We start from the raw sequence: 18,343 nt of genomic DNA, 5'->3' as shown, positions 1-18,343 counted from the left end.
ACGCCACAGCAGTCGATCGGGTCGCGCTGGTGACCGGTGCCGCCCGCGGTCAGGGCGCGGCCATCGTGCGCCGACTGGTGGCCGACGCCTACCGGGTGACCGCAGCCGATCTCATGATCGACGAGTTGGTCACGGGTACAGAGGAATTCGGTGATCAGGTGCTCGCGATCGAACTCGATGTGACCTCGCCCGCGCAGTGGCGCGCAGCGGTCGACGCCACGGTTGCCCGGTTCGGTACGCTGAGCGCCCTGGTCAACAACGCCGGGGTGCTACACCGGGCCTCGATCGCCGACGAGACGCCGGGAGCGTTCGAAAACTCTTGGCGGGTCAACTGTCTCGGCCCATTCCTCGGCATCCAGGCCGCACTTCAACCACTGCGGCGGGCCCGCGGAGCGGCCGTCGTCAACACCTGCAGCACCGGGGCGATCCGGCCCTTTGCGCACCACGCGGCGTACGGCGCGTCGAAATGGGCGCTGCGCGGACTCACCCAGGTGGCCGCAGCCGAACTGGGGCCCGACGGTATCCGCGTCAACGCGGTGTTCCCCGGCCCGGTCCAGACCCCGATGCTCGACGAGACCACCCAGGCGCGGCTCGCGCAGCGGGCCACCCTGGGCCGGCTGGGACGGCCGACCGAAATCGCCGACGCTGTCGCGTTCCTGCTCTCCGAGCGGGCCGCGTTCATCACGGGTTCCGAGCTCGTCGTCGACGGCGGCCAATGCCTGCAGATCGGATGACGCGGATGCCCACATCGCCATCAGTCGGGATCATCGGCGCCGGACCTGGTGGGCTGGCGCTCGGAATCTTCCTGAAGAAGGCGGGTTTCGACGACTTCACGATCTTCGACCGCGAAGATGGCGTCGGCGGGACGTGGCGGATCAACACCTACCCGGGGCTGGCGTGCGATGTGAAATCGCACCTGTACTCCTACTCGTTCGACCTCAACGCCGGCTGGTCGCGGCTGTGGTCCGGTCAAGCGGAGATCCTGGCCTACTTCGAACGCAGCGCGCAGCGCCACCGGCTGGGCCCGCACCTGAAACTCAATACCGAAGTGACCGCTGCGCATTGGGACGCCGCCACCTTGACCTGGCGGCTGACCACCGCGACCGGTGAACAACACCGGTTCGACGTCGTGGTCTCGGCGGTGGGGCTGTTCACCAGGCCGGTGATGCCGGATCTCGTCGAGGAAGAACCCTTCACCGGCACCCTCATGCATTCAGCCCGCTGGGACCACGACGTGCGCCTTGACGGTGCGCGGGTCGCGGTGCTCGGCACCGGGTCGACGGCCTCGCAACTGCTGCCGGAACTAGCCAAGGTCGCCGCCAAGGTGTACTCCGTGCAGCGGTCACCGACCTGGATCCTGCCGAAGCCGGACCGCGCCTACACCGACCGTGAGCGCTGGCTCTTCGCCCAGGTGCCGTTCGCCAAGAGGATCTACCGGACGCGGCTGTGGCTGCGCAGCGAGGCGAACATCTCGGTGATCGAGCACGGCAGCGACAAGACCAAGGAGTTCCGCGACGTCGCGCTGAAGATGCTGGAAACTGCTGTCGCCGAACCAGAATTGCGCTCCGTGCTGACCCCTGATCACCCGCTGGGCTGCAAGCGGCTGGTGTTCTCCTCGCACTTCATCCCCGCCCTGACGCGTCCCAACGTTGAGGTGATCGCCAGCCCCGCCCGCGCGCTCAAGGCCCGGTCGCTGGTCACGGCCGACGGCCGCGAACTCGACGTCGATGTGGTGGTATGCGCGACCGGTTATGCGGCCACCGACTATCTGGGGCAGATCGAGGTGGTCGGGGAGGGCGGCACGCGCCTGCACGACACGTGGCGCGACGGCGCCTTCGCGTATCTGGGCATGGCTGTGCCCGGTTTCCCGAACTTCTTCATGCTGTACGGGCCGAACACCAACGTCGGCTCCAACAGTGTCATATTCGTGCTGGAGGCCCAGGCGCGCTACGTGGTGCGGGCGCTGAAACATCTTCGGCGCAAACGCAAATCGTATGTGGCGGTGACGCCTGCGGCGATGGCGCGGTTCATCGCCGACGTCGACCGGTGGATGCAGGGCACGGTGTGGCTGACCCGATGCAGCAGTTACTTCCGCGCACCCAGCGGGCGGGTGGTGACCCAGTGGCCGCGCAGTGCCCGGGCGTTCTGGACGATGACGCGTCGATTCCGTTCTGCCGACTACACTTTCGTCCCGCCCGCGTCGGCCACCACCCCGGCCGCGCACAGCACGTCTGTCGGCGCGCAGGGATAGCCGGTGTCCTGGCTGGATCGCCTCGACCCGGCGTTGCATCACCTTGCCGGCGCGCGCACCGATCTGTCGGTCCAACATCTCGGTGCGGTGCGCGCGTCGCTGGATCAGCGGCGCCGCGACGCTGCGCGAACGCTGGACACCTCGGGCGTCGCGATCACCGGCGCCCGCATCATGCTCGGACGGCGGACGCTCGCGCTGCGCATCTACCGCGGCGGGCCGTCGCCCGCGCCTGCCGTCGTCTACTGCCATTCCGGGGGTTTCGTCCTCGGCAACCTCGATGTCGACCAGATCCAGTGCGTCGAACTCGCCCGGCAGGGCCGGTGCACGGTGATCGCCATGGACTACCGGCTGGCGCCCGAGCATCCGTTCCCGGCGGCGCTCGACGACGCCATGGCGGTGCTGAGGTGGGTGGCCGCGCGTGCGGACGACCTCGACATCGACGCCACGCGGATCGCCGTGGCGGGCAGCAGCGCCGGCGGTGCCCTGGCCGCTGTGCTGGCCCAGTGTTCGGCCGCGGCATCGGCTCCGCCGATCGTGTTCCAGCTGTTGCACCAGCCCGCGCTCGACGACCGCCCGACCGGCTCGAAGGCCGAATTCGGTGATACCCCCGGCTTCGACGCACCTGCCGCCGCCGCGATGTGGCGACACTATCTGGCCGGGCAGGAAGGTGCAGCCGCTGCGGTTCCGGCGCGCGCCGCGACGCTCGACGGACTCGCGCCGGCGCTCATCACCTGCTCGGAGCTCGATCCGCTGCGCGACGAGGCGCTCGACTACGCGCGACGTTTGCTGGCCGCCGGGGTCAGTACGGAACTGCATGTGTTTCCCGGCGCCTGTCACGGCTTCGATTCGCTTTTGCCGCACGGGGAGATGAGCCGGCACCTGCACACCATGCAGGGCTCCGCACTGACGCGCGGGCTGTCGTGATCTCGACCGCGCGGCCGGTCTTCAGGTGGCGTCCGGTTAACGGGCTGGACAATAATGTGTCAACTACGCCGTGGGACGATGGGTTTGGCGCTACAGCGCGATTGACCGATTGAGAGGTAGCTATGTCGGCCGACAACGACCGGCTCGGGTACTCCCGCGACCCCAAGCACGCCAAGGACCCCGCACCCTACGGCGAGGCCGACGCCCTGTTCGGCGGATCTGTCACGTCGCTGACCAACGGCGGGTCCCGGCACGGTGACGTGCCGGCGGGAGCCCCGCCGGTGATCCAGGCGCCCGCGCTCTCGGTCGTGGCGCCGGATCCGACAGAGGCCGAGATCACCGCCAAGCTCCAGCCAATCCCGCCGCGGCCGCCGTGGCCCCTGCAGGACGGGCTGCAGGCGGTCGACGGCTGGGCAGGCCCCAACAGCGGAGTCGGTCTGAGCGAGCATCGGGCGGTCGACAATCTGGCGCGCGTCGGCGTGCGTCCGACGGTCAAGATGCACTCCCAGCGTGGCTGGCGCGGGCTGCTGTACCGCACCACCCGGCTGAATCTGGGGCTTTCGCGCGACGAGCTCTATGAACTCGACCTGTATGCCCGCATCCGTCGTAACGCCAGGGACTCGTACCAGATCGGCGTCTTCGGCCTCAAAGGCGGCGTCGGGAAGACGGCTGTCGCGGTCGCGCTCGGTTCGACGCTGAGCAAGGTGCGCGGTGACCGGATCCTTGCCATCGATGCCGATCCCGCCAGCGGCAACCTCGCGGACCGGGTCGGGCGGCAGTCAGCGGCGACCGTGTCGGATCTGCTCGCCGCCAAAGATCTGTCGCGCTACAACGACATCCGCGGATTCACCAGCATGAACGAATCGAAGCTCGAGGTGCTGTCCGGCCTCGAGTACAGCGCCGCGTCCCGCGCGTTCAACGACGCCGACTGGAAAGCCGCCACCGACATCGTTTCGCAGCACTACAACTTGGTGATCGCCGACTGCGCCGCGGACATGTTCCAGCCCGCGGCCCGGGCCGCGCTGAGCACCGTCTCGGGGGCTGTGATCGTGGCGAGCGCCTCGATCGACGGCGCCCGCCAGGCCGCGGTGACGCTCGACTGGCTGTGGCAGAACGGCCACCGTGACCTGCTGAACCGGACGTGCGTGGTGGTCAATCACGTCGGCTCACGCCGGCCCAACGTCGACACCGGCGCGCTCGTGACGCAGTTTCAGAAGCACCTGCCTCCCGGCCGGGTGTTCGTGCTGCCCTGGGACAAGCACATCGCCTGCGGCACCGAGATCCACCTCGACCTGCTCCGACCGCGGTTCCAGCGGCGGATCCTGGAGCTCGCCGCCGCGCTGTCGGACGATTTCGACGGACCCGTCGCCACTTAAACTGCGCCGAGTTCCCGCGCCACCGCGGCGTGGTAGGCGTCGATGTGAGCCGGGTTCACGATCCGGAAGAAACCGTCCGGCAGCGGTGCATGCCGGTCGGCCTCGATCGTCATGGTGCGACTGAACAACGTCAGATTCTCACCCGGCCGGGTGAAGCGGTACTCGACCGTCATACGACCTTCCAGCCCGCCGGCACCGTTGCTGTCGACGCCGAGCCGCCCGACCGACGCGAACATCCACCGCCATGGACGGGTCGCGACGCCGAGTTGCCAGGTGAAGATCCGATCGGCGCTCGGATGAGACTCGTGCCAGGTGTCGCCGACCCGCAACGGCAGGGCCGAGGGCAGCCCGCTGATCCGCGGCTCGCCCGGATAGGTCCTGGTCCAGTTGGCCGGATTGGTCACGAAGTCGTACACGGTCTCCGCGGACTGCCGATACACCGTCTCGGAGCTGGTGGTCACGATGCCCAAGTGTCTGCCTTCCTCCTTGTCAGCGTTCGCAGCCCGGAAGCTCGGCGAGCACCTGCACCTTGCTGGTGTCGAAGCTCAGAAACCCTTTGACGGGCAACGACTCCGGCGGCGGATCGGGATAACTCCAAGCCACGTCGGCGATCACGGTACCGCCCAGCGTCGCCGACCAGTAGGTGGCGGTGCCCTTGTAATTGCAGTAGCTGGTGGTCGGGCTGCGGTGCAGCAAGTCCGTGCGCACCAGTGCCGGGTTGACGTAGAGCCTTGGTGCCAAAGCGGTTTCGAACAGGATCACGGTGTCGTCGGTGTCGACCAGGACGGTGTCGTCAACTGTCACTCGCAGTCCGCGTCTGGTCCGTCGGCAGTCGATGCGGTGATACGGGTTCGGTGGATAGTGCACCAACCGGCGGCCTTCCTCGAACCACGCGTCGACGGCGTCCCACGCCACCGCCACATATCCGGGGGCTTCGGCAACCGGGCGGCTGGGCAGCCCACCGACTTCGTCGTGCGGGAACGCGTAGCTCAGTGTGTGACCCGCGCGGTGCACCAGCAACGCGTGTTCGGTGTCGATCGCGGCGTCGCTCCCGACAAATGCCTGGATCCGGCGGGGATGCGGCTCGATGTAGACCACGGCGCCGGGCAGCGGGGGAGTGAACCATCCGGCGGGCTGCGTGCCCAACGGGCCATGTCCGGCCACAAGACTCACCTCGCCACCTCCAGTCCGGATCGCTCGGCCGACGCTCGGCCGACGATGGCAGAGACGATAGGAGCTTGCAGATTGGCGAGGAAATGTCACGCTGTTGAGTGACGGGTGACACAGCCGGAGGGTGGCGAATGACGGTGAGGCCATGACGCTGTCCGATATGCCGATCGCAACAAGGTCCCAGCCACGGGTGCGGGCCGCCCACGCGCTGCGATACGAATTGAACGTGCTCGCCCATGACGCGGCCGATGTCGTCGCGAGCATCGGGGGCTGGCTTTTCGACCGGCGGATGGCGGGCTGGGCCGTCACCGTTGCGTTGCCGGACCCTCGCGACGACCGTGCACTACGCATCCTTGGCGTCAAAGCCGTTGAGCTGGACGGTGAATGGCCCTCGACCACGCAGGAACGGATCGTGACAACGGTGGTCGCGGCGGACCTGTTCGACGCGGACGGCGACGTGCGTTCACAGGTCTTCGCAGCCATACGGCACGGCGAGGGCGAAGTCGCGTTCTGGGGCGCCGATGCGCCGGGTCAATTCGGCGGAGGGTTACGCGCCACGCAGTACCGGCTCAGCGCGGCCGCACGGGCGTTCAAGGCGCATGCGCTTGCCGCAGTGGGCAATTCGGAGGCAACCCGCAACGCGGTGGAGGCACTGCTGCTGGGCGGTAGACCGGCGGGCCTGCTCGCCGACGGTTTGGTCCCGATCTGCTGACGCCTGGGCGCTGCGTCAGCTGACGCCTCGCGGTTTCAGGTCAGCGGATCCAGCCGCGGCGGCGCAGCCACCAGTCGCGACCCACCAGCAGCAGGATCAGGGCTGCGAACCCGATGAGGAACCAGTCCTCGACGTGGCCGACGTGGTTGCCGCGCATCATCACGAGCAGGAAGAGTGCGGAGAGCACGCCACCGATGTGGATGACCTTGATGTTCTCCTTCGACCAACCCCATGCCGCCGAGGGCACATCCTCGACATCGACGCCGTTGTGTCGCTCCACTTCGGTGCTGGCCACGGTTGCTCCTCACAGTCGGGCAGGGACTGCAGACATTCTGGCATACGACACTGCGTCGTATGTCGACCGGCACCGGTCATCTCAGCTGTTGATATCGGCGCAACGCTTCGAGCCGTTCCTCCGCGTGGTCGACGATCGGGTCCGGGTAGCGCGCGGGCCGTGCCGAGCCGAGCTTGTGCACGTCGGTGACCTCCGCGAGCTCGGGCACCCAACGCCGGATGTAGTCACCGGCGGGATCGAACTTCGCGCCCTGCGTCGTCGGGTTGAACACCCGGAAGTACGGTGCGGCATCGGTGCCGCACCCGGCGACCCACTGCCAGCCGTGCTGATTGTTGGCGACATCGCCGTCGGTGAGCTGATCGAGAAACCATCGCGCACCCCACTGCCACGGTAAGTGCAGGTCTTTGACCAGAAACGACGCGGCGATCATCCGCACCCGGTTGTGCATGAAGCCGGTCTGGGCGAGCTGGCGCATCCCGGCGTCGACGATCGGGAAGCCCGTCATCCCGGCAGTCCAGGCGTCGAACATCCGCTGCGCGTCGGGGCCGTCATCCACCTCGATCTTGGCCATGCCGCGGTTCCAGCTCTGCCAGGCACTCTCGGGCCAGTGATGCAGCACGGTGGCGTAGAAGTCGCGAAAAGCCAACTCCCGCAAATACGCGTCGGCGTCCGAGTCGAGATCAACCGCCATCGTGCGCGGGTGGATGGTGCCGAACTTCAGATGTGCCGACATCCGGCTCGTGGTGTCGAGGTCGGGACGGTCGCGGTCCGTGGCGTAGCTGGGCAGCGACGTCTCGGCGAACGTCCGCCACTGTGTCGTGGCCGCGAGCTCACCGGCAGGATTGTCCGGCCGGCTTGGGGTGTCAGGAATCTCGGTGCCGCCGGGCAGCCCGGCCGGGTCGATCCACCGCGCAGAGTCGGGTCCCGAGGCGGCGGGAGCGCGCCACCCATGGTCGCGCCAGGCCCGGTAGTACGGCGTGAACACCTGATACGGCGAGCCGTCCTGCTTGCTGATGCGCCCCGGCGAGACCAGGTAGGGCGAACCCGTCGCGCACAGCGGCACACCGGCGAGCGCGGCGCGCACCGCGTCGTCACGCCGCCGCCCGAACGGCGAGTAGTCCTGCGAGATGTGCACCGCATCCGCCCCGACGACGCGCGCGAGGCGCGGAATCTGCTGCTCGGGCTTGCCCCGTACCACCAGAAGCTTCCCGTCCAGGCGCTCCCGCAGCTCGTGCAACGACCGGTAGAGGTAGTGCAGGCGACGACTTCCCGAGGCTCCGGTCAGCCGCGGGTCGAGCACGTAGCAGGCGAGCACCTCGGCGTCGTCCTGCGCGGCGGCCAGCAGGGCGGGGTGGTCGCACAGGCGCAGATCCCGCCGAAACCACAGCAAGGTGGGCATGGCTCCGATGGTGCCCGAACCGAACGGCCTGGCGGTCACACCGGCCCCGTGCACCACGGTGACACTTGATATGACGTCATCATGGTGTCACCATGACACCATGGACTTGCAGCCGTATGTCGACGCCATCCGACACGAACTGGCGGTGGCGGCCGCCGCGGGCGGTGCCGATGCCGAGGCGCTCGCGCGGCGGCTGACCGCGCCACTGGATTCGGCCTTGCGACTCGCCCTGCTCGAAGCGCTTTCCGAGGCCGCCGAACAGATCACCCGCGAACTTGCCCCCGGCGCCGTGCAGGTCCGACTCAACGGCAGGGATCCGGAGTTCGCGGTGGAACTCCCCGAACCCGCCGAGCCGGCCATGTCGCCGCCCACAGGTGCCGCCGACGTTCCCGACGACGACGCCGGCGGCACGTGGCGGGTGACCCTGCGGCTCCCCGAGAATCTGCGCGCCGGTGTGGAGTCCGCGGCACGTGGAGAGGGCGTTTCGGTGAACGCGTGGCTGGTGCGCGCGGCGAGCGCGCGGCTCGGTGGATCCAGTGGCCGAACCCGCAGTGGCGGCAAGTCTTTCAGCGGCTGGGTCCGCTGAACCACCCATCGATCGACAGGAGAAACGCGATGCCCACATTCCATACACCCGAACCCATCTCGGCCGACGTCGAGGTGGTGGCGGGAGTTGTCCGCGTGAGTGCCTCGGACCGGGCCGACACCGTCGTCGAGGTCGCGCCCCGCGATCCGAACCGGCCCTCCGACGTCCGGATCGCCGAACAGGCACGCATCGACTACCGTGACGGCGCGCTGACCGTCAGCGCAGGCCGGCGCATGCTGTCGCTCGGGCGCGGGGGAGCGGTCCGCATCGACATCGCCCTGCCCACCGGGTCCCGGCTGAAGGTAGCCACCGCATCGGCCGACACAGAGGCCGTCGGCAGCTACTCCGACTGCCGGTTCGCCACCGCCAGCGCAGACGTGCGTATCGACACCGTCACCGGAAATCTCAAGGCGGACAGTGCATCCGGCGACGTCGCGGTTGACAGCCTGGTGGGTGATGCGCGCATCGCGACGGCATCGGGCGATGCGCGCATCGACCACGTCGAGGGTGACGTGACATTCCAGGCGGCCAGCGGCAATCTCAGTGTCGGCACGCTGCGGGGCAGTCTCAAGGTCCAGGCAGCCTCCGGCTCAGTGTCCGTCGCCGTCGCTGCCGCCGGTGCGCTCAGCGCACACACCAGCAGCGGTGAGGTCGAGGTCGGCATCCCGGAGGGCACCGCCGCACAGCTGGAACTCATGACCGGCTCCGGCTCCGTCGACAACCGGCTGGCCGCCTCCGACGGACCCGCCGTCGGCGATGAGACCCTGATGGTGCACGCGCGCACCGGATCCGGCGACATCACGATCCGCCGCGCCACGCCCGCACCGGCCGGCCGCAACTCCTAGGCCGGGTCGAACCGGAACACTGTCAAACGTCCTGCCAGCGCCTCGAATTCGTCCGGTGTGCCGTTGAGCACCAAGCCGCTGCGCTTGGCGAAACCGACGCCCACCGGCACCTTCACCGCGAACGCGCGCAGGATCGGTCGGGACTCGTCGGGGCTGAGTTCGACAATGCGCACCCGGCGGGAGCGTCGTCCCCTGGCGAGGGTGCCGGACCCGGCGGCCCGGGCATTGGCCGCCCAGTCCGAACCCGGATAGCCGGCGACGGTGTAGAGGCCCCCATCGTGATCGAACGGGGTCATCGGGGTACTGCGCGGTTGCCCAGTGCGGCGGCCCGGCACGGTCAGCACCATCGCGGGTCCGGTCGGAATGCCCAGGCGTTGCACCGCCATCATCACCTTGTTCATGGGTTTGAGCCAGCGCGGCGGGGTTGGTTCGGGCATGGTTACTCCTCTACTCAGCGATGAAGCGGGCCCGGTTGTCGGCGGCCCACTGGGCGAAAGGTGTTGCGGGACGGCCGAGTATCTTGTCGACCTCGCCGGTGACCAGTGCTGGGCTGCCGACCGTGTCGGCCAGCAACGCCAGGTAGGCGTCGGCGAATGCCGCGGGGAACCCGACCGCGGAGAACCGCTCGCGTACCGCGGCGGGCGACACCTCCTGGTAGCGCAACGGCCGGCCCAGCGCGGTGCCGAGGGCGGCGACCAGCTCGGTGTTGGTCAATGCCTGCGGACCCGTCAGTGGAATGCGTTGCCCCACAAGATCATCGGTCAGCAGAGCGACGGCCGCCACGGCCGCGATGTCGGCGTCGGCGATCACCGCGATCGACGCGTCGGCATACGGCCCCGTCACCACATCGCCTGCAGCGAGCTGCGGCGCCCACATGCCCGCGAAATTGGATGCAAAGATGGTCGGCCGCAGGCTCACCCACTGCAGGCCCGAGGACACCGCCACCTGTTCGCACTCGCGGTTGCGATCCCCGCGCACGCGGGACGGCTGACGGGCATCGTCGTCATCGGCATTGATCGCCGAGAGGGCGACCAGCCGACGTACCCCGGCGGAGCGAGCCTGCTCGACTGTCGCGGCGAGCTCGGCGCCGAGCCCGCGGGAATTGAGAAAGACGGCGTCGGCCCCGGCCAACCCGGCCGCCGCGGTCGGCACCACCTCCACCGCCGCGGGAAAGCCCGCGGTCGCCGGATATCTGCTGACAGCGCGGACCCGGGCGCCCGCGCCGACGAGTTCGGAAACGAGTGGACGCCCGACGTTGCCGGTGGCGCCCGTGACGAGAATGGTTGTGTTCATGCGATCAAGGACGGGGTGGCCCTCGGAAAAGTTACAGCGGCGAGCCGGTAACTTTCCGGACCGGTATCTCGTCCTAACGGCATGAACGATTCACTGGTCGAGGCGGCCTGGCGTGAACACCGCCCGTATCTGGTCAACCTCTGCTACCAGATGCTCGGCGACATCGGTGAGGCCGAAGACGTTGCACAGGAAGCGTTTCTGCGGCTGGCCCGCACCGACGCCGGCCAGCTCGACGACATCCGCGCGTGGCTGACGGTGGTGGCCGGGCGGCTGTGTCTCGACCAGGTGCGCTCGGCGCGGGCGCGCCTCGAGCAGCCGGGGACGGTCGAGACAGCGGCGTCGGCGGAGCCCGACCCGGCCGACCGCGCCACCCTCGACGACCAGGTGCGCACGGCGTTGTTCGAGGTTCTCAACCGGCTCAGCCCGGGGGAGCGGGTCGCGTTCGTGCTCCACGATGTGTTCGCGGTGCCGTTCGACGAGATCGCCGAAACCGTCGGCAGACCGGTCGGAACGTGCCGGCAGCTGGCCCGGCGGGCCCGGATCAAGTTCGCCGGTCTCACGCCGCACCACGTCGACAACGACGCGCAGGCCGGTGGTGTCACGGCAGACGAACATCGCGTCGTCCTGGAGAAGTTCATCGCCGCCTGCGCGGGCGGCGACGTCCTGGCGCTCGGCGCCGTGCTCGATCCGAGCGTGTGGGGAGTCGGCACCATCCTGGCCGAACCCGCCCCGCCTCAGCAGATCAACCACGGACGCGACGCCGTCGCCACCAACCTGCTGCTCTACCTCGGGCCAGGTGCCACGCTGGTCGGCGGACCGGCCGGCGAGCCGGTGCTGCTGGCGTACGCCCAGCGCAGGCTCTTCGCCGTGGTCGTCCTGACCATTCGCGACGGCCTGGTCGTCAAGATTGACGCGACCGCCGACCCGTCGGCGCGTACCCAGTAGGCGGTGGTTGGGGCAGGCACCTGCGGCGCGGCACAATGTAGCGGTGACGGGATCCGGCGGGCAGGAGCGAAGCGACCAGGGGAATACGGCGCGGCTGCGCGTGCTGGTTCTCGGCAGTACCGGGTCTATCGGTACTCAGGCGCTGGAGGTCATCGCCGCCAACCCCGATCGCTTCGAAGTGGTCGGCCTGGCCGCGGGCGGCGGCAACCCGGAGTTGTTCGCCGCGCAACGCGCCGAAACGGGCGTCACGGGCGTCGCCGTCGCCGATCCGGCCGCTGCGGCGCAGGTCGGCGACGTCACCTATACCGGCCCGGACGCCGTCACTCACCTGGTCGAGAACACCGAAGCCGACGTCGTGCTCAACGCCCTGGTCGGGGCGCTCGGTCTGAAACCCACCCTGGCAGCGTTGGCCACCGGCGCCCGGCTGGCGCTGGCCAACAAGGAGTCGCTGGTGGCGGGCGGGCCGCTGGTGCTCAAGGCGGCCGCACCGGGCCAGATCGTGCCGGTGGACTCCGAACACTCGGCGATGGCGCAATGTCTGCGTGGCGGCACCCCAGCGGAGGTCGCCAAGATCGTGCTCACCGCCTCGGGCGGTCCGTTCCTCGGCTGGTCGGCGACCGACCTCGACGGCGTCACGCCTGCGCAGGCCGGCAAGCATCCGACCTGGTCGATGGGGCCGATGAACACCCTCAACTCGGCGACCCTGGTCAACAAGGGCTTGGAACTCATCGAGACACACCTGCTGTTCGGCATCGACTACGACCGCATCGAGGTGGTGGTGCACCCGCAGTCGATCGTGCACTCGATGGCGACGTTCACCGACGGTTCCACCCTGGCCCAGGCCAGCCCGCCGGACATGAAACTGCCGATCGCGCTGGCCTTGGGCTGGCCGGCCCGGGTCCCCGGCGCCGCGGCCGCGTGCGATTTCACCACCGCGTCGACCTGGGAGTTCCTGCCGCTGGACAACGAGGTCTTCCCCGCCGTGGACCTCGCGCGTCACGCGGGCAAAGGCGGCGGCTGCCTGACCGCGGTCTACAACGCGGCAAACGAAGAGGCGGCCGAGGCGTTCCTCGACGGACGTATCCGGTTCCCGGCGATCGTGCAAACCGTCGGTGACGTGTTGCACGCTGCCGACCAGTGGGCCGCCGAACCCGCTACCGTGGAAGACGTACTCGACGCACAACGCTGGGCCAGGGATCAGGCGCGGCGGGCCGTCGAGCGGGAATCCATCAGAAGAGGTCTCGTCAACAAATGATGTTCGCACTGGGTATCGCGGCGTTCGCGCTGGCCATCCTGGTCTCGGTGGCCCTGCACGAATGCGGCCACATGTGGATCGCGCGGGCCACCGGGATGAAGGTCCGGCGGTACTTCGTCGGCTTCGGCCCCACACTGTGGTCGACCAAGCGTGCCAACGCGCTGGGCGAGACGGAATACGGCGTCAAGGCCATTCCGCTGGGCGGGTTCTGTGACATCGCAGGCATGACGTCCATGGACGAGATCGCACCCGAGGACCGGCCGTACGCGATGTACCGGCAGAAGGTGTGGAAGCGCGTCGCGGTGCTCTTCGCCGGGCCCGCCATGAACTTCATCATCGGACTGGTGCTGATCTACGGCATCGCGGTGGTCTGGGGTCTGCCCAACCTGCATGCGCCCACCGGTGCCGTCGTCGGTGAAACCGGCTGTCTGACAAGCGAAGTCAGCAAGGGACAGCAGGGGCCCTGCATCGGTCCGAGCCCGGCGGCGCAGGCAGGCATCAAACCCGGCGACACCGTGGTCAAGGTCGGCGACCAGGACGTGAAGACCTTCTCCGAGATGGCCGCCGCGGTGCGCAAGGCCACCGGCCCGACCCAGATCACCGTCGAGCGCGACGGCAAGCCGATCACCACCACGGTCGACGTCGCCCAGACCCAGCGCTTCATCGCCAAGGACGGCTCCACCGAGGCGACCCCGGCCCAGGTCGGCGCGATCGGCGTCAGCGCGGCCCAGTTCGGCCCCACGCAGTACAACGCGCTGACGGCGGTGCCCGCGACGTTCACGTTCACCGGCGATCTCTCGGTCGAGCTGGGCAAGTCGCTGGCGAAGATCCCGACCAAGGTCGGTGCGCTCGTGCACTCCATCGGCGGTGGGCAGCGCGATCCGGAAACGCCCATCAGCGTCGTCGGCGCCAGCATCATCGGCGGCGAGACCGTCGAGGCCGGGCTGTGGGTGGCGTTCTGGTTCTTCCTGGCCCAGCTGAACTTCGTGCTGGGCGCGGTGAACCTGGTGCCGCTGCTGCCGTTCGACGGTGGTCACATCGCGGTCGCCACCTACGAGAAGCTCCGCAACATGATCCGTTCGGCCCGCGGCAAAGTGGCCGCCGGGCCGGTCAATTACCTCAAGCTCATGCCAGCCACGTACGTGGTGCTCGCGGTCGTGGTCGGCTACATGCTGCTGACCGTGACCGCGGACCTGGTCAACCCGCTCAGCATCTTCCAGTAAGAGAGGCACTGTGACATCGATCGGTTTGGGTATGCCTGCACCGCCGCCGCCCGTGCTTGCGCCCCGGCGCAAGACGCGCCAGCTGATGGTGGGCAACGTCGGCGTCGGGAGCGATCACCCGATCGCCGTGCAGTCCATGTGCACGACCAAGACCCATGACGTCAACTCGACGCTGCAGCAGATCGCCGAGCTGACCGCGTCGGGCTGCGACATCGTGCGGGTGGCGTGCCCCCGGCAGGAGGACGCCGACGCGCTCGCCGAGATCGCCCGGCACAGCCAGATCCCGGTGATCGCCGACATCCACTTCCAGCCCAAGTACATCTTTGCCGCGATCGACGCGGGCTGCGCGGCGGTCCGCGTCAATCCGGGCAACATCAAGGAGTTCGACGGCCGGGTCAAAGAGGTCGCCAAGGCGGCCGGCGACGCGGGCATCCCGATCCGCATCGGCGTCAACGCAGGCTCGCTGGACCCGCGGTTGCTGAAGAAGTACGGCAAGGCCACCCCGGAGGCGCTGGTCGAATCCGCGTTGTGGGAAGCCTCGTTGTTCGAGGAGCACGGCTACGGCGACATCAAGATCTCGGTCAAGCACAACGACCCGGTGATCATGGTGGAGGCGTACCGCCAGCTGGCGGCGCAGTGCGACTACCCGCTGCACCTCGGCGTCACCGAGGCGGGCCCGGCGTTCCAGGGCACCATCAAGAGTGCGGTCGCGTTCGGGGCGCTGCTCAGTGAGGGCATCGGCGACACCATCCGGGTGTCGCTGTCGGCTCCGCCCGCCGAAGAGGTCAAGGTCGGCAATCAGATCCTGGAGTCGCTCAACCTGCGGCCACGGGGCCTGGAGATCGTGTCGTGTCCGTCGTGCGGGCGGGCGCAGGTCGACGTGTACACGCTGGCCAATGCGGTGAGCGCGGGCCTGGACGGGCTCGAGGTCCCGCTGCGGGTGGCGGTGATGGGATGTGTCGTCAACGGTCCCGGCGAGGCGCGCGAGGCTGACCTCGGTGTGGCGTCCGGCAACGGCAAGGGCCAGATCTTCGTCAAGGGCGAGGTCATCAAAACCGTGCCCGAGGCTCAGATCGTCGAGACGTTGATCGAAGAGGCGATGCGACTTGCCGAGCAAGGTACGGGTGATGCCAGCGGTTCCCCGGTGGTGACCGTAAGCTGAGTGTGACCTTGTGAGCAGGGTCACCACCGTCCCGGGTTGAGCAGAGAGAATCGCCGATGTCGGCTCCGCCAATTTTCCGCCTTGTCGACGAGCGCCGGGTCTCGGTGGCGCGTGACGCCGCCGCCGTGCTGCAGGTGCTCGACGAAGATCCGGTCGGATCGTGCATGGTGGCCTCGCGCGTTGCCGAGTTCGGGGTCGAACCCGGCGCGATCGGCGGCGAGCTGTGGACGCGGCGGCGCATCACCGAATCACTGTGTTACGCAGGCCCCAACCTGATCCCGTTGCGCGGCAGCCTCGATGACCTCAAGGCGTTTTCCGACAAGGCGATGAGTGTGCCGCGACGGTGCTCGTCGCTGGTGGGCCACGCCCAGTTGGTGTTGCCGATGTGGCAGCGGTTGGAATCGGTGTGGGGTACCGCCCGCGACGTGCGCGAGCAGCAACCGTTACTGGCATTGACCGCCATGCCGCAGTGCCCCATCGACCCGGCGGTGCGCCCCGTGCGGATGGAGGAACTCGACGCCTATCTCGTGGCCGCGATCGACATGTTCATCGGTGAGGTCGGTGTCGATCCGCGGTTGGGCGACGGCGGCCGTGGGTATCGCCGGCGCATCGCCGGCTTGATCGCCGCGGGCCGGGCCTGGGCCCGGTTCGAACGCGGTGAAGTGGTGTTCAAAGCCGAAATCGGTTCGCAGTCACCGGCTGTCGGTCAGATCCAGGGTGTCTGGGTGCGCCCGGACTGGCGCGGTCACGGCCTGGGTACCGCGGGCACGGCGGCGTTGGCGGCAGCGGTCGTCGCCTCGGGGCGCGTCGCGAGTCTGTACGTCAACGACTACAACACGGTCGCGCGCGCGACCTATGCGCGGATCGGTTTCGATCAGGTCGGCGTTTTCGCGACCGTGCTGATGGACTGAGCTGTCCCCGGGCGCTCTGATCACATCCGCCGCACCGGCCCGAGCTGCGGCAACGGTGGGTTCACGTATGCGTCTCGGTTCGATTACGGTGCGCCTCCAACCGTTCGGGTCTGCACGTTCATAACATCAGTCTCAATGGCAACGCGAACATCATCAGTAACACGGACCGCCAGCCTGCTGACCGTGGCAACGGTTCTGGCGGCCGTCGCGCTCAGCGGGTGTACGCCGCGGCCGGACGGACCCGAACCGGCCGCCGAGAAGTTCTTCGCAGCCCTGGCCACCGGCGACGCCGCGGCGGCCGCGGCACTCTCCGACAAACCGGCCGAGGCCAAGACCGCACTGACCGAGGCGTGGTCGGGACTGCAGGCCACCCGGCTCGACGCGCAGATCCTCGGATCGAAGTACGCGCAAGACACCGGCAGCGTGAACTACCGGTACACCTGGCATCTGCCCAAGAACCGCACCTGGACCTACGACGGCCAGCTCAACATGGTGCGCGAAGAGGGGCGCTGGGAAGTCCGTTGGAGCGCAACGGGATTGCACCCGCGGCTGGGCGAGCATCAGACCTTCGCGTTGCGTGCCGACCAGCCCCGCCGCGCGTCGGTCAACGAGCACGGCGGCACCGACGTGCTGGTTCCGGGCTACCTGTACCACTACGGGCTCGACGCCAGATCCGCTGGCGTCGCGCTGATGTCGACGGCCAAGGCAGTCGCCGACGCGCTGCGCCCGTTCGATCCGACGCTCGACGCGCAGCAGCTGGCCGAGCAGGCGAGCTCGTCGGCCCAGCCGTTGAGCCTGATCACGCTGCGCCAATCCGACCATGACCGCGTGGCCCCGGCGATCGCCGCGCTGCCCGGCGTCGTCGTCACGCCGCAGGACGAGATGTTGCCCACCGACGAGACGTTCGCGCCCGCGATCGTCAACGAGGTCAAGAAGGCCGTGGTCGACGACCTCGCCGGGCAGGCCGGCTGGCGCGTCGTCACCGTCAACCAGAACGGCGTCGACGTCGACGTCCTCAACGAGGTGCCCGGCAATCCCGCGCCGTCGGTGACCATCAGCCTCGACCGGGCCGTGCAGAACGCCGCGCAGAACGCGGTGAACACCACCGGGCGCAAGGCGATGATCGTCGCGATCAAACCGTCGACCGGAGAAATCCTGGCCGTCGCGCAGAATGCGGCCGCCGATGCCGACGGCCCGATCGCCACCACCGGCCTGTTCCCGCCCGGGTCGACCTTCAAGATCATCACCGCAGGTGGCGCCATCGATCGCGACATGGCCAACCCGAACACCCTGCTCGGCTGCCCCGGCACCCTGGAGATCGGGCATCGCATCGTGACCAACTACGACGCGTTCGACCTCGGGGTCGTGCCGATGTCACGGGCATTCGCCAATTCGTGCAACACCACCTTCGCCGAGCTGGCCAGCAGGATGCCGCCGCGAGCCCTCAACGAGGCCGCCAAGCAGTACGGCATCGGCCCCGACTACCACGTCGACGGCATCACCACGGTGTCCGGCTCGGTGCCCCCGACCGTGAGCCTCACCGAACGCACCGAAGACGGCTTCGGTCAGGGCAAGGTCCTGGTAAGTCCGTTCGGCATGGCGCTCGCGGCCGCGACGGTGGCGGCGGGCAAGACCCCGGTGCCGCAGCTGATCGAAGGGCACCAGACGACCATCGACGACGCGGGCGCCCCGATCTCGCAGAAGATGGTCGACGGCCTGCGCCCGATGATGCAGCTGGTGGTGACCAACGGTACGGCCAAGGACATCAACGGGTTCGGCGACGTCCGCGGGAAGACCGGTGAGGCGGAATACAACGGCGGGTCCCACGCCTGGTTCGCCGGATACCGCGGGGACCTGGCGTTCGCGGCACTGATCGTGGGCGGTGGCAGCTCGGAGTACGCGGTGCGGATGTGCAAGACGATGTTCCAGGGCTTGCCGCCGGATTACCTGGCGTGATCTGCGGTACCTGCGGTAGCACCAATCCCGGTAATCTGGA

The 18,343-nt window shown here is 68.6% G+C and carries 19 protein-coding genes; 13 read left to right on the top strand and 6 right to left on the bottom strand.

The annotated features are described in order from the left end of the window. The first annotated feature begins 29 nt into the window (after positions 1–29). From BTO20_RS22870 to BTO20_RS22855, 4 genes are all read left to right on the top strand, one after another. Entirely contained in the window at positions 30–734 is a 705-nt protein-coding gene (locus BTO20_RS22870; RefSeq protein ID WP_232490827.1) for an SDR family NAD(P)-dependent oxidoreductase, read from the top strand. After that, positions 716–2,251, top strand: a complete 1,536-nt coding sequence (locus BTO20_RS22865; RefSeq protein ID WP_087078397.1) for a flavin-containing monooxygenase — start codon at positions 716–718, stop codon at positions 2,249–2,251. Before BTO20_RS22870 ends, BTO20_RS22865 begins: the two co-directional genes overlap by 19 nt. A gap of 3 nt (positions 2,252–2,254) precedes the next feature. Further along, a complete protein-coding gene (locus BTO20_RS22860) occupies positions 2,255–3,175 on the top strand; it encodes an alpha/beta hydrolase (protein ID WP_087078396.1) in 921 nt (306 codons plus the stop codon). Positions 3,176–3,297: 122 nt separating this feature from the next. Beyond that, positions 3,298–4,551: a MinD/ParA family ATP-binding protein gene (locus tag BTO20_RS22855; protein ID WP_087078395.1), complete on the top strand. Its 1,254-nt coding sequence runs from the start codon at positions 3,298–3,300 to the stop codon at positions 4,549–4,551. Here BTO20_RS22855 and BTO20_RS22850 read toward each other — a convergent pair. Continuing rightward, entirely contained in the window at positions 4,548–5,021 is a 474-nt protein-coding gene (locus tag BTO20_RS22850; protein ID WP_087078394.1) for an SRPBCC family protein, read from the bottom strand. The two genes, BTO20_RS22855 and BTO20_RS22850, sit on opposite strands and share 4 nt — an antisense overlap. 19 nt (positions 5,022–5,040) lie before the next feature. Beyond that, a complete protein-coding gene (locus tag BTO20_RS22845; RefSeq protein WP_087078393.1) occupies positions 5,041–5,724 on the bottom strand; it encodes a DUF427 domain-containing protein in 684 nt (227 codons plus the stop codon). A 142-nt stretch (positions 5,725–5,866) separates the two neighbouring features. On the opposite strand from BTO20_RS22845, the gene BTO20_RS22840 reads away from it, so the two are divergent. Continuing rightward, complete coding sequence (locus tag BTO20_RS22840) at positions 5,867–6,433, top strand: hypothetical protein (RefSeq protein ID WP_157680310.1); 567 nt, start codon at positions 5,867–5,869, stop codon at positions 6,431–6,433. Between the two features lie 40 nt (positions 6,434–6,473). Here the strand turns inward: BTO20_RS22840 and BTO20_RS22835 are convergent, their stop codons facing one another. Beyond that, on the bottom strand, positions 6,474–6,728 hold the full coding sequence (locus tag BTO20_RS22835; RefSeq protein WP_029373311.1) for a DUF2631 domain-containing protein: 255 nt from the start codon (positions 6,726–6,728) through the stop codon (positions 6,474–6,476). Between the two features lie 76 nt (positions 6,729–6,804). Next, a complete protein-coding gene (locus BTO20_RS22830; RefSeq protein WP_087082517.1) occupies positions 6,805–8,127 on the bottom strand; it encodes a cryptochrome/photolyase family protein in 1,323 nt (440 codons plus the stop codon). A 100-nt stretch (positions 8,128–8,227) separates the two neighbouring features. Between BTO20_RS22830 and BTO20_RS22825 the strand changes: the two genes are divergently transcribed. Both BTO20_RS22825 and BTO20_RS22820 read left to right on the top strand, forming a co-directional pair. Further along, positions 8,228–8,713: a histidine kinase gene (locus BTO20_RS22825; protein ID WP_087078391.1), complete on the top strand. Its 486-nt coding sequence runs from the start codon at positions 8,228–8,230 to the stop codon at positions 8,711–8,713. Positions 8,714–8,742: 29 nt separating this feature from the next. Next, the gene (locus BTO20_RS22820) at positions 8,743–9,558 is read left to right on the top strand and encodes a DUF4097 family beta strand repeat-containing protein (RefSeq protein ID WP_087078390.1); all 816 of its coding nucleotides are present in this window, start codon (positions 8,743–8,745) and stop codon (positions 9,556–9,558) included. On the opposite strand, the gene BTO20_RS22815 is transcribed toward BTO20_RS22820, so the two are convergent. Both BTO20_RS22815 and BTO20_RS22810 read right to left on the bottom strand, forming a co-directional pair. Next, entirely contained in the window at positions 9,555–9,995 is a 441-nt protein-coding gene (locus BTO20_RS22815; protein ID WP_087078389.1) for a nitroreductase family deazaflavin-dependent oxidoreductase, read from the bottom strand. The genes BTO20_RS22820 and BTO20_RS22815 overlap by 4 nt on opposite strands. Positions 9,996–10,005: 10 nt before the next feature. Then, positions 10,006–10,851: an NmrA family NAD(P)-binding protein gene (locus BTO20_RS22810; RefSeq protein WP_087078388.1), complete on the bottom strand. Its 846-nt coding sequence runs from the start codon at positions 10,849–10,851 to the stop codon at positions 10,006–10,008. An 81-nt stretch (positions 10,852–10,932) separates the two neighbouring features. Between BTO20_RS22810 and sigI the strand changes: the two genes are divergently transcribed. The 6 genes from sigI to BTO20_RS22780 all read left to right on the top strand — a co-directional run bounded on the left by sigI (position 10,933) and on the right by BTO20_RS22780 (position 18,303). After that, positions 10,933–11,796, top strand: coding sequence for an RNA polymerase sigma factor SigI (gene sigI / locus BTO20_RS22805; protein ID WP_087078387.1), 864 nt, complete (start codon positions 10,933–10,935; stop codon positions 11,794–11,796). 43 nt (positions 11,797–11,839) lie between these two features. Next, the gene (gene dxr / locus BTO20_RS22800) at positions 11,840–13,051 is read left to right on the top strand and encodes a 1-deoxy-D-xylulose-5-phosphate reductoisomerase (RefSeq protein WP_087078386.1); all 1,212 of its coding nucleotides are present in this window, start codon (positions 11,840–11,842) and stop codon (positions 13,049–13,051) included. Continuing rightward, positions 13,048–14,274: a M50 family metallopeptidase gene (locus BTO20_RS22795; protein WP_087078385.1), complete on the top strand. Its 1,227-nt coding sequence runs from the start codon at positions 13,048–13,050 to the stop codon at positions 14,272–14,274. The genes dxr and BTO20_RS22795 overlap by 4 nt, the downstream gene beginning before the upstream one ends. 31 nt (positions 14,275–14,305) lie before the next feature. Continuing rightward, on the top strand, positions 14,306–15,436 hold the full coding sequence (ispG, locus tag BTO20_RS22790; RefSeq protein WP_083162424.1) for a flavodoxin-dependent (E)-4-hydroxy-3-methylbut-2-enyl-diphosphate synthase: 1,131 nt from the start codon (positions 14,306–14,308) through the stop codon (positions 15,434–15,436). A gap of 56 nt (positions 15,437–15,492) precedes the next feature. Then, the gene (locus BTO20_RS22785; RefSeq protein WP_087078383.1) at positions 15,493–16,347 is read left to right on the top strand and encodes a GNAT family N-acetyltransferase; all 855 of its coding nucleotides are present in this window, start codon (positions 15,493–15,495) and stop codon (positions 16,345–16,347) included. 135 nt (positions 16,348–16,482) lie between these two features. Next, complete coding sequence (locus BTO20_RS22780; protein WP_087078382.1) at positions 16,483–18,303, top strand: penicillin-binding transpeptidase domain-containing protein; 1,821 nt, start codon at positions 16,483–16,485, stop codon at positions 18,301–18,303. Positions 18,304–18,343: the final 40 nt, after the last annotated feature.

The sequence above is a fragment of the Mycobacterium dioxanotrophicus genome, from assembly GCF_002157835.1.
Classification (GTDB): domain Bacteria; phylum Actinomycetota; class Actinomycetes; order Mycobacteriales; family Mycobacteriaceae; genus Mycobacterium; species Mycobacterium dioxanotrophicus.
The sequence above is the reverse complement of the archived record's forward strand: the minus strand, read 5'-3'. Positions and strand labels throughout refer to the sequence as shown.